This window comes from Loktanella atrilutea (assembly GCF_900128995.1).
In the GTDB taxonomy this organism is placed as follows: domain Bacteria; phylum Pseudomonadota; class Alphaproteobacteria; order Rhodobacterales; family Rhodobacteraceae; genus Loktanella; species Loktanella atrilutea.
The window spans coordinates 14,891-27,753 of the sequence record NZ_FQUE01000005.1 but is presented as its reverse complement, the minus strand read 5'-3'; the positions used below and the strand labels follow the sequence as shown (position 1 = coordinate 27,753).

Annotated in this window: 14 protein-coding genes and 1 tRNA gene; 2 read left to right on the top strand and 13 right to left on the bottom strand. The window is 62.9% G+C overall.

Annotated features, from left to right (window positions below; genetic code table 11):
• Nucleotides 1-94: 94 nt before the first annotated feature.
• Nucleotides 95-184: transfer RNA gene (locus BUA54_RS11405), tRNA-Ser, on the top strand.
• Between the two features lie 116 nt (nucleotides 185-300).
• Here BUA54_RS11405 and BUA54_RS21380 read toward each other — a convergent pair.
• From BUA54_RS21380 to BUA54_RS11360, 9 genes are all read right to left on the bottom strand, one after another.
• The gene (locus tag BUA54_RS21380; RefSeq protein ID WP_245810633.1) at nucleotides 301-1,362 is read right to left on the bottom strand and encodes a restriction endonuclease; all 1,062 of its coding nucleotides are present in this window, start codon (nucleotides 1,360-1,362) and stop codon (nucleotides 301-303) included.
• Between the two features lie 35 nt (nucleotides 1,363-1,397).
• Nucleotides 1,398-2,282 (bottom strand): type I restriction endonuclease, encoded by an 885-nt coding sequence (locus tag BUA54_RS11395; protein WP_072857395.1) that lies wholly within the window; start codon nucleotides 2,280-2,282, stop codon nucleotides 1,398-1,400.
• Nucleotides 2,283-2,327: 45 nt separating this feature from the next.
• Nucleotides 2,328-3,413, bottom strand: coding sequence for an SIR2 family protein (locus tag BUA54_RS11390; protein WP_084114351.1), 1,086 nt, complete (start codon nucleotides 3,411-3,413; stop codon nucleotides 2,328-2,330).
• Nucleotides 3,410-4,132, bottom strand: coding sequence for an N-6 DNA methylase (locus BUA54_RS11385; protein ID WP_084114349.1), 723 nt, complete (start codon nucleotides 4,130-4,132; stop codon nucleotides 3,410-3,412). The genes BUA54_RS11390 and BUA54_RS11385 overlap by 4 nt, the downstream gene beginning before the upstream one ends.
• A complete protein-coding gene (locus BUA54_RS11380; protein WP_072857393.1) occupies nucleotides 4,086-4,997 on the bottom strand; it encodes a GIY-YIG nuclease family protein in 912 nt (303 codons plus the stop codon). Before BUA54_RS11380 ends, BUA54_RS11385 begins: the two co-directional genes overlap by 47 nt.
• Nucleotides 4,998-5,121: 124 nt before the next feature.
• Nucleotides 5,122-5,448 carry a hypothetical protein gene (locus BUA54_RS11375; protein WP_072857392.1) on the bottom strand — a complete coding sequence of 109 codons (327 nt, stop codon included), beginning with the start codon at nucleotides 5,446-5,448 and terminating at the stop codon, nucleotides 5,122-5,124.
• A gap of 48 nt (nucleotides 5,449-5,496) precedes the next feature.
• On the bottom strand, nucleotides 5,497-5,763 hold the full coding sequence (locus BUA54_RS20845; protein ID WP_143155410.1) for a hypothetical protein: 267 nt from the start codon (nucleotides 5,761-5,763) through the stop codon (nucleotides 5,497-5,499).
• Between the two features lie 625 nt (nucleotides 5,764-6,388).
• Nucleotides 6,389-6,973: a YdeI/OmpD-associated family protein gene (locus BUA54_RS11365; RefSeq protein WP_072857390.1), complete on the bottom strand. Its 585-nt coding sequence runs from the start codon at nucleotides 6,971-6,973 to the stop codon at nucleotides 6,389-6,391.
• Nucleotides 6,970-8,205 (bottom strand): epoxide hydrolase family protein, encoded by a 1,236-nt coding sequence (locus BUA54_RS11360; RefSeq protein WP_084114384.1) that lies wholly within the window; start codon nucleotides 8,203-8,205, stop codon nucleotides 6,970-6,972. The genes BUA54_RS11365 and BUA54_RS11360 overlap by 4 nt, the downstream gene beginning before the upstream one ends.
• A gap of 128 nt (nucleotides 8,206-8,333) precedes the next feature.
• Here BUA54_RS11360 and BUA54_RS11355 point away from each other — a divergent pair, with 128 nt between their 5' ends.
• A complete protein-coding gene (locus BUA54_RS11355) occupies nucleotides 8,334-8,654 on the top strand; it encodes a winged helix-turn-helix transcriptional regulator (protein WP_072857389.1) in 321 nt (106 codons plus the stop codon).
• Nucleotides 8,655-8,668: 14 nt separating this feature from the next.
• On the opposite strand, the gene BUA54_RS11350 is transcribed toward BUA54_RS11355, so the two are convergent.
• The 4 genes from BUA54_RS11350 to BUA54_RS11335 all read right to left on the bottom strand — a co-directional run bounded on the left by BUA54_RS11350 (nucleotide 8,669) and on the right by BUA54_RS11335 (nucleotide 12,851).
• Complete coding sequence (locus BUA54_RS11350) at nucleotides 8,669-10,294, bottom strand: FAD-dependent oxidoreductase (RefSeq protein WP_072857388.1); 1,626 nt, start codon at nucleotides 10,292-10,294, stop codon at nucleotides 8,669-8,671.
• 216 nt (nucleotides 10,295-10,510) lie between these two features.
• A complete protein-coding gene (locus tag BUA54_RS11345; protein ID WP_072857387.1) occupies nucleotides 10,511-11,011 on the bottom strand; it encodes a cupin domain-containing protein in 501 nt (166 codons plus the stop codon).
• Nucleotides 11,012-11,277: 266 nt separating this feature from the next.
• Nucleotides 11,278-12,501, bottom strand: a complete 1,224-nt coding sequence (locus BUA54_RS11340) for an RNA polymerase sigma factor (RefSeq protein WP_072857386.1) — start codon at nucleotides 12,499-12,501, stop codon at nucleotides 11,278-11,280.
• Entirely contained in the window at nucleotides 12,498-12,851 is a 354-nt protein-coding gene (locus tag BUA54_RS11335) for a YciI family protein (protein WP_072857385.1), read from the bottom strand. Before BUA54_RS11335 ends, BUA54_RS11340 begins: the two co-directional genes overlap by 4 nt.
• Between the last annotated feature and the right edge of the window lie 12 nt (nucleotides 12,852-12,863).

Below are 12,863 nucleotides of genomic sequence, written 5' to 3'. Positions count from 1 at the left end.
CATTTGAAAGACCGCCACACGCGAACCGGACGGTTTTCGCCAAAGCGTGAACCGGCTTTACGCGGTGCCGCGGGCACAGTATCAGGCGCAGGTCGGAGGCTTGGCAGAGTGGTCGATTGCACCGGTCTTGAAAACCGGCGAGGGTGCGAGCCCTCCCAGGGTTCGAATCCCTGAGCCTCCGCCAGTCCCACCTCTTAACGGTTTGAAATCGTTGTGTTTATGATTAATTCGGGGAATAGATTCCCCCAATACTTCCCCCAGGACTTGGCAGAAGGTCGCGGACATTGGCGGAATGTGCCATCAACCGGTCGGCAAGTCTGGCACATATATTTGCTTAAGTGGGACGATTGAACGGTAGCGCGGTGATAGCTTGGCGTAGTTGTCCAATAGAAGGTCAACGAAGGAATCGCCGTCGATCAAACGCAGCTTAGGCCGGCTTCGTTCAAGTTCACTGGCTGCGCGGCTAAATGAACCAAGCGTGACGAACAGCCCAAATTCCCCATCGCCCAGCATTCCCAACAGTTGATTGACCTCTGCATTGCTGTGCTGACCTGTGGTCCGCTTACACTGGATTTTCACGATAGGCGGCTGGAACCCAAGTGCATTCATATGTGCAATCACATCAACGCCGCCATCGCCGGACCTTGGCGTGACGCGGGCGGTGTAGCCCATACATTCCATGACGTGTGCGACCAATTCCTCGAATTGATAGCCAGTCAGACCAGCCATGATGCGCCGCACAATGAAGTCTTCGGTCGTTTCCTCGGCTTGCCGGGATACAGACAGCGTAGCGGCGTCGTCGTCCTGCATGTCGTCTGGCGTGTACTCGGGGCTTTCCAAAGTCGTGATGCGGTCAGCGCCAAAGTCTGTACTGATCTTCGACAGAAACTCAGCCGCATGCCGTTTCACGCGAAAAAGGGTCACGGCTGAACCGATTTCATTCAGAGCGCTTTGGCTAAAGTCGTTGCGTGGGAAGTGTCCAAGCCAATCGACGATGCGACGGTTCGGATATGCGATCTCGCCGGTTTTCTCGATGCGCGATTTGAATCCATACTGGCTACGATGTGCCTCGTCAGCGATAACAACCACATTGCGGCGGTCGGTTAGCATCGGATAGGCTTCACCCTTTTCGGGAGCGAACTTCTGGATGGTGGTGAAAATAGCCCCGCCCGAGGCGCGTGAAAGTGCCTTTTGGAGGTCCTCGCGGCTGTCGGCTTGCACCGGCGTCTGGCGGATCAAGTCGCGACACATGGAGAACGTCCCGAATAGTTGATCATCTAGGTCGTTGCGATCGGTAATCACCACGATGGTTGGATTCTCCATCGCCGGTTCGCGCACCAGTTGCCCGGCGTAGAATGCCATAAGCAGGCTCTTGCCCGATCCTTGCGTGTGCCAGATCACCCCCGCTTTTCGATCACCCTGCGATCGCTGGCTTCAACTGTGCTGATTACTGCGCGTTTAACGGCGTGGAACTGATGATAACCGGCGATGATTTTGGAGATGCCGCTGGAAGTGTCGCCAAAGACTGTGAAATCGCTCAATAGCGATAACAGCCGTGGGCGGGCGAAGACCCCTTCGATCAGCACCGACATTTCAGGCGTCCCCTTGGGGGCTACATCGGTACCGTCGGTCGTGCGCCAAGGCATGAAGCGTTCTAAGTCTGCGGTCAGCGAGCCAATGCGGGCCTGAATGCCGTCAGTCGTTATCAGCACAGCATTGGTGCGGAAAAGAGAGGGGATCTGCGCCTTGTAGGTCTTCAGTTGATTGAACGCCGCGCCCAGCGTGGCGTTTTCCGCACCAGGCTTTTTTACCTCTATCACACCTAGAGGCAGACCGTTCAGGAATACCACTACATCAGGGCGGCGGTTGTTGCCGTTTTCGATCACCGTGAACTGCGCGATAGCCAGCCAATCGTTGTGCTGGTCGTCCGGATCGATCAGTTGCACCGCATCACCGCGGATTGCGCCATCATCGGCCCGGTACTCCACGGGAACGCCCTCGACCATCGCGCGGTGCAGGCGGCGATTTTCTTCGATCAGCGAGGGACGTTCGGTGCCAATTACAGTTCGAAGCGCATCTTCGCGCGCCTCAAAGGGTATGTTTGGGTTTAGCCTCGTGATAGCATCTCGCAGCCGCTGTTTAAGGAACGTTTCGGAATAGGCATCGCGCTCTGGGGCTTGACCATCGGGACCCGAAACTGCGTCGTTCAGGCAAGTGTATCCCATCGACCCAAGTTGATCGAGAAGCACTGTTTCGACTTCAGCTTCACTCAGAACGCTCATTTGATGGCTACCTTTGACGAACACCGTATCGATGAGACACAGGATCTATTCATGAAATCCGCCCTCGATCAGGGAAATCAGCAAGTCCTCGATTGACTGGTCATGGTTCTCAGGTGGGTACCAGATCGGGTGGATGTCGGCCGCACCAAGTTCGGCGCGGCGCGCCTCCCTGTCCATGCCCTCAGTCAAAGGCAAAAAAGCATAGTGTCTGGGTGTGGCGACGCGCGCTTGACCCTTCAATTCAGCAAGGGAGGCAATAGTCCGGTCGACGTTCAGGCTGCATCCAAGGAAAAGCAAACTTGTAGCGTTGATTGTAGCGCGAAGTATCTCTCGGTAACTGCCCTCAACACCGTAGTTGGCCTCATACTCTTCTCGCGTCAGGACGCGACCGATAGCCGTGTCGGCTTCACCGTGCAGGCGGAGAAGACAATGTGGATGATCTCCTATGCGGCGCGGTGCTTCTCGTAGATTTACACCAGCCAACAGGGACCAAAGATCGGGAGAGAGGTAGGGTGCGGTGCCTGCCATTTTGGCGCGGGTGGGGCCGAAGTCGACAAACCAGTCGCGGAACAGCGCCCGCGCAATGGCCTCCAGCGTGGCGCTCATCTTCCGGTTCAACTCGATCTTGTCGTCCAGCGATGCCAGCAACTCGCCTATTCGCTGCTGTTCCGAAAATTCCGGAAAGGCGATTGGCATTGAGCGCAGCGCCTTCTGGCTTATCCCCAACACCGTTGTTCCAGTCGCGCGACTGGCAAGAACCTCTTGTTGTACGGGCGACGTCAAAAGGTATCGCAAGAATGTGTTGTCCAGTATACCGGCCTTGCCTCGTAGGCAAACCAGCCGCTGACCCAAACCATAAGATGCCGTTTCTTCGTCTAATTGGATTACCTCCCCGAGAGGGGCTTCCGTTGTCATGACGACGTCGCCGGGCTTTGGATATCCTCGCGTCATCCACTTAGGATAGTAGTCCGGAGCGACGGTCTGTTCGATCGGCCGCAATAGCCCGGCGGTCTTCACAACCCTGGCCGACAGAACAGGGATGCCCCATGGCGATTTTGTCGGGCTCTTGCCGCGATAGTCGAGTAAAGCTTCGAGACAGTTTTCAAGAGTTTCAGTTTCCCACGCTGTCATTGCGGGATAACCCCCGCCAGCCGCGCCCGGATGGTCGCCGTCAGCGCTTCGGCGTCGGCGAACTGCGTCTCCAGCACCTCCTGCAAGCCTGCGAAACGTTCGACAAAGGGCACGTCGTCCTCCTCTGCCGCTTCTGCCCCCACATAGCGGCCCGGGGTCAGGACGTGGCCGTGGGACCGGATTTCCTCCAAACTTGCCGATTTGCAAAACCCGGGAATGTCGACGTAGCCCTCACCCAGACGCCAAGCGTGGTAGGTCGCGGCGATCTGCGCCACGTCGGCGTCGGAAAACTCTTTTCGCGTGCGATCCACCATAAAGCCCAGCCTGCGGGCGTCGATGAACAGCACCTCGCCGCGCCGGTCACGTAGCTGCCGATCGCGGGCGATGCCGTTGGATTTGTCCTTGGCCAGAAACCAAAGGCAGGCTGGAATCTGTGTGGAATAGAACAACTGCCCCGGCAGGGCGATCATGCAGTCGATCACTTCGCCTTCGATCATGGCCTTTCGCATCTCGCCCTCACCAGATTGGGTCGACGACATCGAGCCATTGGCCAGCACAACCCCCGCCGTGCCCGAAGGGGCGAGATGGTGCAGGATGTGCTGCAACCACGCATAGTTGGCATTGCCTGCTGGCGGCGTGCCATACTTCCACCGCCCATCCTCGCGCAGCCGTTCACCGCCCCAGTCCGAGATATTGAATGGCGGGTTGGCAAGGATCACATCGGCCCTGCGTGTTGATCGCGTCGCCGAACATGGGCTTGGGCACGATCAAGTGGGCGTGACGCTCGCGCATCGCGCGATGACAGGCACTTTCCTCCCGGACGGCGGCGTTGCCCGAGGAGAGCAGCATCACCCGCAGGATCTCCGTCCGCACCCCGCGCGCGATGCCGAGCTGGTGGCGCAACCTCTTGGCCGGGCGGGCGCTGTAGCCCATTTTGACAACAGGCAGCCCCGGCAGGTCGATCTTGAAGAGATAGACATAGCTCGGCTTGCCGGCCCAATTCTGCGCGCAGGCCCCGCAGCTCGCATCGCCCCAGGCCATGTTCCCGATGCTGACATCCTGAGCATGCCCGCATCCGTGGCGGTAGCTGCGATAGCCGGGACGACGGCCACGCGCCGGACCGTCGAGCGTCCAGCCGAAATGCCGCGCCTCGGTGCCATAACGAATCTCGCGGCAGGCCTCGCAGTCGATGGCGTGACCCCCGGCAGCGGCTTTCTCAACGCGCAGATACTGCCGACGGACGACGTGGCCGCAGCGCAGACGGGAATGTCCGTAGTGACGGCTGCCGGCGTCAGCTGCGATCAGCTCGGCCCCGAGGGCCAGCGCCGCCGTGGCACGGCGCTGGTAGATGCACCCGTGACAGAGCGGCTGGTGATCGCGCAGCACGTTGATCCGCACGACCGCCTTGGTGCCGCAGGCATGGCACCGCAGTACGCAGCGGTAGCGGTCGGTGACGCGGGTGATGAGGTCGAAACCCTTGGCCTCGGCGATGGCAGGCCAGGACGGATCGGGGGCAAGCGGAAAAACCAAGTGGCTTGCGCCATCGACGAGAACGGCGGAGGGCAGGCGGGTGTGATGGGTCATGAAAAGTCTCCTGGTGAGGTGAGAAAGCTGAAAAATGGGCAGCCGCCATCCCTCGGCATCCGAGGGGTGGATGCCGAGGGGCTGCTCGTAGAGGTGGTTGGGGTCGGTGAACCTGACGAAAAGCTCAGCCAGCGCAGGGCAGGGGGGCGGCGTCCGGATCCGGATCGTCCCGGCGGTGCTGCGCACGGGCACGCTCGACCGCCGCGTCGATACCGCGAGTCACGAGACCGCGTACATCCTCGACGTGGTCCGGATCAATCTTGGCGTAGTCGTTGATCGCCGTCTCGACCATGAGGTCGATCACCTCCACCGCTGCCCACAGGCGATCGGCGGAGAACATCTCCTCGGGCAGCGGCGAGCGGGCGCAAGCCGCCGCCCGGTAGCGCAGCCCTGCCGACCTCTGGGCGATCAGGTGGAGGTCAAGGCCATCGGACTGCAGCAAAAGCAACATTGCCCAGGCCGCGTTGGACAGATCCCAGAAACCGCACGTGTCGGATCCTTAGAATTTCCAAATCAACTTGTCGGCTTCGGCATGGGCGTCGGCCGCTTCAGAGTCGCAGCCCAAGACAGCCGTGTTAAAGCCCGACGGATCGAGCCGCTTGATACGCAACCGATCACCGTTCGGCTGTCCGCTGAGTTCGTGCAGAAGATCGACGACATACGTAAAACTGAACCCGATCTCCCAACGCGGCCGGAAATGATGCGGCGCATGATGGAAGAGTGGGTCAGTTTGAAGGGGCACGACTGACAAATGCAGAGCCTTCAATTACGGCCTCCATGCGTATGGTATCGCTTTTAAGACGCGACCACGAAGCGCTTCCTGTGCGAGGTTCGAAGCCGTGCGATCGTGCGATTTGCCCTTCCGCAATCATGGGCTCATTTTGCTATCTCGCTTGATTGATTGGGCATAGGCACCCAATCACTCCGGCCAGCCGCCTTCAGCCTTCAGAGTGTCATTACAGTATGATACAAGCTGAAAATGTGGCTCTAAGGTGATCTACCGGGCCCGTTCAGGGCCCTGAGAACAATTTTGTCATAGAAGGGCAGAAAGCGGTCATTCGCTGCGGGAGGAACGGCACCCCGCGCGTTCAAGAAGCGGACATTCAGTCAGAAACCTGGTCCCGCACCTCTTTGGACGACAAGAAGGGCGGACAGCGGTCATTCGCTGCTGGAGCGAAGGCACCGCGTCCGCCTTCAAGAAGCGGACATTCAGCCAAAAACCAAGGCCAAGGCCTATTCGGTTGACATGATTGGCGGTGAGCGGAACTTCACCGCGTTTCGCCTGAATAGTTGACTGGCGAACTGCCGATCTTTCGCGGCCAGTCGCCAGCATCGGAAAGTCAAATGAGTCTCTTGCCGTCAGCGGGCAGCTCAGGAGATGCGCCGCTGCCTTATGATCTGTAGTGGTTTGCCCGTTCGTTTCGCGAGGCCATCTCTGCTGTCTGCTGCACCCGCTTGCGACGTGTCGCATCAGTGCGGGCCGCCGCGATCCATTCGAGGATGATGCGTCTGGACGACGGCGGGAACGCGTCGAAATGACCTTGCGCATGGGGTGTGTCGCGCAGCATCGCGGCCAGGTCGTCCGGCACCACGCCATCCTCGATGTCGACGAGAGCGGTCCAGCTGCCGTCCGCCCTCGCGCTGTCGACGGCGGCCTGCCCGCGCGGCGTCATCTGACCGCTGGTGATCAGGTCCTCGGCCCGCTGACGGTTGGCACGGGACCAGTTGCTGCCCGGCCGCCGGAGCGAGATCAATCGCATGGACCGGGCCGCGTCCAGCGACCGGGGGCGGCTGTCGACCCAACCGTGCGCGACCAGCTGCCGGACGATCGTGTCGTAGGCTAGGTAGCGGTCGTCACCCGCCTTGAACGAGATCAGCCAGACGCTCTGGTGCTGGTGATGGTGCGCCGCGAGCCAGTCGCGCAATTCGTCCTCCGACGCAACCTCGACCTGCTCGAAGTCACTGGCCTTGGTCATCGCTGACCAAGCGCGCCGAAGAACAGCCGCAGATCGTCGGCCACGACCTGCGGCTGCTCCCACTCCATGAAATGCCCGCCCTTCGCGGCAACGGTCCAGTGCGCCACGGGCCCCTGCCGTTCGATCCATGATCGTGGCGTGCGGAACATGTCGTTGTCAGGCATCAGGTATCCGACCGGCACCTGCGGCATGGTCCAGCCGCCCTGGGCGCGCACCGCCTCGGCGTAAAGGCGCATGGAGGGGTTGATGGTCTGGGTCGCCCAGTAGATCGTGAGGTTCGTCAGCAGCGCGTCACGGTCGATGACCGTGGTCAGGTCGCCGTCGTGGTCCGTCCAGCGCCAGAATTTCTCGAGGATCCAGGATGCCAGTCCGGCGGGCGAATCGTTCAGGGCAACGGCCAGCGTCTGCGGCTTGCTGGACTGCAGCATGGCGTAGGCCATCTCCTGCTGCATCCAGTTTTGCGCGTTCTGGGCAAAGGTCTGCTCCTCCTCGGTCAGATCGTCGGGGATCGGACCTTGCAGGTAGGGGTTCGTGCCGCCGGTGTGAGACCCGATAACGGCGTCGGCGTAGGTGCCCGCCATGGGCGCCGCGACACCGGCCCCGAGGTCCGACGACCGCAGGCCGTAGCGGTCGTAGCCCAGCACGTCGGTCATCAGTGTGTGCATGTAAGGCGCGATCGCGCCGGGGCTCATCCCCGGCGAAGTCGGGATGCCGGAAAAGCCGTAACCCGGCAGTGACGCCGCCACGACATGGAACGCCGGACCATCGTCAACAGGCTGCGTCAGCAGAGGGATGATGTCGAGCATCTGCACGAAGGATGACGGCCAGCCGTGCAGCATCAGCAGCGGAACGGCATCCGCATGATCGGACCGCGCGTGGATGAAGTGAATGTCCAGGCCGTCGATGGCGGCCTTGAAATTGTCGAAGGCATTAAGACGGGCTTGTGCGGCGGGCCAGTCGTAATCGGACGCCCAATAGGCCAGCAGTTCGGACAGCCACGCGGTATCGGTGCCGTAGCTCCAGCCGCTGCCGTCGATCTGGTCAGGCAGGCGCGTCGCGGCGAGGCGGTTCTTCAGGTCCTGAATGACCTCGTCCGGGATGTCGATGGTGAAGGATGTGGCAGCCATGGTGGGATCCTGCGATTGCGATGAAGGGGTTTGGGCATGAGCCGGGCCGGCAACGAAGGCCGCGAGGCCCACGAGCGCCGTGCGGCGGGTGATGGGATCGATCATCGGTTCCACCTCCCGCGGTCATGAACGAGGGGTTGTAATCGGGACGTCGATCCCGATCATGACCGGTGATGTCTTCAAGGCAATCACTGACAATTTTGTCAGTGCAATTTCGGCAGGGGGTCGCGGAGATGGAAGATCAGGCAGGCTGCCCGGTGAAGGCGACGGTCGGCGTCATCGGCGGGAAATGGAAGACGGGAATCCTGTATCGGCTGGCGCGCAAAAGCTACCGCCTGTCCGAACTGAAACGCGAGATGTCATGGATCTCGGAAACGGTCCTGATCCGGCAATTGCGCGAATTGCAGGCCGAAGGCGTGGTGGAACGGATCGACCACCGGCAGAGGCCGCCGAAGGTCGAATACGCCCTGACGGATTACGGCCAAAGCCTCGCCCCGCTTCTGGACGCCATCGCCGCCTGGGGACAGTCCCACCTTTCGCACAAGGCGGGTTGAGGGCCAGGGTCCTGTCAGGGCTGCAAGGTGTCGTTGACGTAATTCCAGACGTCGCTGATGACGACCGATCCTTCGCCGACGCCGCTTGCCACGCGTTTGACGGACCCCAGCCGCACGTCGCCCACCGCATACATACCGGGGGCAGAGGTGCCGAAAGGCGTCGCGGCCCCCGCCGCCGGACCAGTCAGCACGAAGCCCTTGTCGTTGAGCGCGACGACGCCCTCGAGCCAGCCGGTATTCGGCGCGGCACCGATCATCACGAACAGCCCGCCAAGGTCGATCTGCCGTTCGCTGCCGTCGCGGGTGTCGCGCAGGGTGCAGGAGTCCAGCGTGGTCTCTCCGCCCAGAGCCGCGACTTCGGTATAAGGATGGACGGTGATGGCCGGCTCATGTTCCAGCCGGCTGCTGAGGTAGGCCGACATCGTCTCGCGCAGGTTGTCCTTGCGGATCAGGACGTGGACGTGCGCCGCAGCCCGCGCGAGAAACATCGCCGCCTGCCCAGCCGAATTGCCGCCGCCGACGATGGCGACGTGCCGGTCCTTGCAGAACCGCGCCTCCATGTCGGTCGCCGCGTAGTAGACGCCGGCGCCCTCGAACTCCTCCAGCCGTGCGATGGGCAGGCGCCGGTATTGCACCCCTGTCGCCACGACGACGGTCCGCGCGCGCAAGCTCTCGCCGTCATCAAGTGTCAGTTCCCACGTCGCGTCGTCGTGCCGTGCCAGCACCGTCACCGTGCGCGGCATGACGAAGCGCGTGCCGAGGCGCATCGCCTGCATCTCGCCCCGCCAGGCGAGGTCGCCGCCCGAGATGCCGGTGGGAAAGCCCATGTAGTTCTCGATCCGCGACGAGGATCCTGCCTGGCCGCCGATCACCTCGTTCTCGATGACGATGCCGCGCAGCCCCTCGGCCCCCGCATAGACCGCCGCGGCGATGCCCGCCGGGCCGCCGCCCACGATGGCCACGTCGAAGAGCGCCTCACCCGTCAGCGGCATGTCGAGGCCAAGGAGCCGCGCCACCGCGCGCGGGCTCACGTCCTGCAATTGCCGCCCGGCGAAGAGCGCCGTTGGGATGTCGAGCGCGCAGTCCGCCTCGCCCAAAAGGCGGCAGGCTTCGTCCGAGCCGAGCGCAAGTTTCTTGACGGCGATGCGGTTGCGGGCGGCGAAGGATTCGAGCCGCCGCAGGTCGCGGTCCTGATCGGCGCCGATCAGGGTCAGCGCGCTTTCGTCATTCTCGAAGATGCGCCGGCGGCGTCCCGCGAAGACCGTCACGATCCGGTCCGACAGTTCCGGCACCCGCGCCATCAGGGCCAGCATGTCCTCGCGCGGGACAACCACCACGCGGGTATCGGCCGCGGCCTGCATCCCCATGCTCCAGACGCCGCCATTCAGGAAGGCGATCTCGCCCAGATACTGGCCGGGGCGCAGGGAGCCCGGCGTCGCCTGCGCGCCGGTCTGGCTGTCGAGCAGGATGACGTCGCCTTCCTCGACCAGCATGAATTCGACCATCGGATCGCCCGGCCGCACGACGATCTCGCCCGCCGCGTAGCGCCGCTCGACTCCGATGGCGCGGATCGCGGCGATATGGCTGTCGTCCAGTGGCACGCGCGGCGTATTGGCGAGGTTGATTGCGAGTGATTCCATTTGGGTCATCTCCGCCTGAATTCTGCGGGCAGACTATCAAGCCGCGCCGCACGGCCGCCAAGATTCTCGCGACCCGCCGGCGATTGTGACGCGTCGGAGGTCTCGAACGCTGCACTCTGCTCAATTTATGAACGCCGGGCAAGGCAGTTCGTCCGAAACCGGAACCTTCTCTGCAGACGCAAGAGAGCGAGCCTCCATTCCGCCGAAAAACGCGTTCTACGATTTCGCGCCCGCTGTCGGGCTCTCGATCGCCGTCATGTCCACGATGCCCCACGCCAGACCGGCATTTCGAAACATGCGTTTGCCCTGGACTGGATAATCGCAGACGTCATGCGGCAGCCGCTCACCCACGACGACGCAGCGGAGCACGTCCGTTCCGTTGTTCAACAGCGAATGTGGCAAGCCACCTTTCCTGTATCCGATGAAGTCTCCTGGTCCGACGCTGTATTCTTCATCGCCGATCCGCGCCAACGCCGTTCCTTCCAGTATGTAGATGCATTCATCCTCGTGATGATGGACGTGATGTTCGGTGGTCAGCTGACCCGGCTCCACGGTGATGATGTGAAAGCCGAAGCCGGTCAGCCCGGTGACATCACCAAGCGATTTGTTCACCCTTTGCGCGTCGGAATTCAGGAAATGTGTCTTTTTCAGACCCGCCATCGCGGCAATGTCGGCGGCTCTCAAGACATATTTCGACGAATCGGATTCGGCTGACATCCTGCTTTCCCTTCCCGGCAGCTTCGCTGCATGTGGTCTACCACACTCCTGTGTTTCAGTCCTTCGCGTTGGCCGTTGGAAATGAACGTCAACCGTCATCCTGCCCCGTCTGAGCTTCCCATGCAGCTGAGCCTGCAATGCCGGGTGGGTGAAGGTTCGCGCAAGAAGGGAAGAAGACGTTCCGAGTCGTTCCACCCGGGCGCGACGGCCCCGCGGATGCCACTGGCTGACCCGGTGACGCGGAAGGCTTTGCCCCCTGCCTCTCATCACACCAACCGGGACTTTCGGTCCGAGAGGTAAAGCCGCGCGGCGGGATCGTCAGACAGGCCGATCGCACGGTCATAGGCGGCGACGGCGTCCGCGTTCCTTCCCAGCCGGCTGAGGACATGGGCTTGGGTGGCCCACCACGGCTGATAGGCGGTCCGGCTGTCCGCCGGGATCGCATCGAGTGCCGCGAGCGCAGCCATGGGCCCGTGCGTTTCGGACAGGACGGCGGCGTGCCCGGTCAAGGCGCCGACGGTCGGCGCGATCTCGACGAGGCCCGCGTAAAGCAAAGCGAGCGCGGTCCAGTCGGTGCGACCGCTGCGGTGCCGCGCGGCATGAACGGCCTGGATCGACGCCTCGAGTTGATAGCGCCCCAAGGTTGGCCGGCGCGACGCGTGGCGCAACGCCGCTTCCGCATCGGCGATCATCCCGTGGTCCCAAAGCGCGGTGTCCTGCTCCGCCAACGGAACCAGCGCGCCCGTGGCCGGGTCGGCCCGCGCGGTTCGGCGCGACTCCGCGAACAGCATCAGGGCGAAAAGCGCATTTGCCTCCGGCTGGTCGGGAAATCCGTCGGCCAGCAGGCTGACGAGCCAGAGCGCTTCCTGCGCGAGGCTCGCCGCCTTCTGATCGCCGGCGGGCAGACCATTGTATCCGACGACATAGGCGGCATAGACCGCGTTCAGGACGTCCGATATCCGCGCATCCATGTCAGCCTGCGCGGGCAGGTCGAACGCCATGCCAGCCCGTTCGATCTTTGCCTTCGCCCGGGTCAGCCGCTGTCCGAGCGTGCCGGGTGGCACAAGGAAAACCGAGGCCATGCGCCGCGCGTCGAGGCCGAGGATGACCTGCAGCATGAGCGGCGCGCGCAGGGCAGGGGCAATCGCGGGGTGGGCGCAGACAAACATCAGCGGCAACCGCGGGTCCGTCGCGGGTGGCGTGGCAAGGCTGTTGTCTTCGGCCATCAGCAGAATGTCCCGTGCATGGATCGCGGGCCTTGCATCGGCCCGTGCGCGATCCGTCGCGCGGTTGCGGGCGACCGTCGTCAGCCAGGCCTCCGGGTTGTCGGGAATGCCGGTCCGGGGCCATGTCTCCAGCGCCCGGATCAGCGCGTCGGACAGGGCATCCTCTGCCGCGGCCAGCGACCCGGTCCGCGCCGCCAGGCGGGCGACCAGCTTGCCGTAGGACAGGCGGGCCAGCCGTTCGACGGCACGGACCGCCTCGCTCATGCGGAGCGCATGATGACCGGGCGCACCTCGACCGCGCCGCGCGATGCCGCGGGATTGCGGGCCGCCCAGGCGAGTGCCGTGTCGAGGTCGGGCACGTCGACGACGTAGAAGCCGCCCAGCTGTTCCTTCGTTGCGGCATAGGGCCCGTCCTGCACCTCGCGGTGTCCGTCCGTCACCCGGATCGTCGTCGCCGTGTGGGCGGGATGCAGCGCCTCGCCGCCGACCATGATGCCCGCGTCGATCAGGGCGCGGGTGTATGCGCCCCAGAGTTCGCCCTCGGCGGCATCGGTGACGGAGCCGGCATCGGGATGATCCGCGGGCGGCATGTAGTTCATGATGATGTATTGCATGATCGGTCCTCT

Bases quoted from the DNA above. Each gene is read 5' to 3' on its own strand.
- BUA54_RS11395 (WP_072857395.1), bottom strand. From the start codon at position 2,282: ATGAGCGTTCTGAGTGAAGCTGAAGTCGAAACAGTGCTTCTCGATCAA.
- BUA54_RS11345 (WP_072857387.1), bottom strand. From the start codon at position 11,011: ATGTCAGCCGAATCCGATTCGTCGAAATATGTCTTGAGAGCCGCCGAC.
- BUA54_RS11335 (WP_072857385.1), bottom strand. From the start codon at position 12,851: ATGCAATACATCATCATGAACTACATGCCGCCCGCGGATCATCCCGAT.
- BUA54_RS11340 (WP_072857386.1), bottom strand. From the start codon at position 12,501: ATGAGCGAGGCGGTCCGTGCCGTCGAACGGCTGGCCCGCCTGTCCTAC.
- BUA54_RS11365 (WP_072857390.1), bottom strand. From the start codon at position 6,973: ATGACCAAGGCCAGTGACTTCGAGCAGGTCGAGGTTGCGTCGGAGGAC.
- BUA54_RS11350 (WP_072857388.1), bottom strand. From the start codon at position 10,294: ATGGAATCACTCGCAATCAACCTCGCCAATACGCCGCGCGTGCCACTG.
- BUA54_RS11380 (WP_072857393.1), bottom strand. From the start codon at position 4,997: ATGACCCATCACACCCGCCTGCCCTCCGCCGTTCTCGTCGATGGCGCA.
- BUA54_RS11360 (WP_084114384.1), bottom strand. From the start codon at position 8,205: ATGATCGATCCCATCACCCGCCGCACGGCGCTCGTGGGCCTCGCGGCC.
- BUA54_RS11390 (WP_084114351.1), bottom strand. From the start codon at position 3,413: ATGACAGCGTGGGAAACTGAAACTCTTGAAAACTGTCTCGAAGCTTTA.
- BUA54_RS11375 (WP_072857392.1), bottom strand. From the start codon at position 5,448: ATGTTGCTTTTGCTGCAGTCCGATGGCCTTGACCTCCACCTGATCGCC.
- BUA54_RS11355 (WP_072857389.1), top strand. From the start codon at position 8,334: ATGGAAGATCAGGCAGGCTGCCCGGTGAAGGCGACGGTCGGCGTCATC.
- BUA54_RS21380 (WP_245810633.1), bottom strand. From the start codon at position 1,362: ATGGCATTCTACGCCGGGCAACTGGTGCGCGAACCGGCGATGGAGAAT.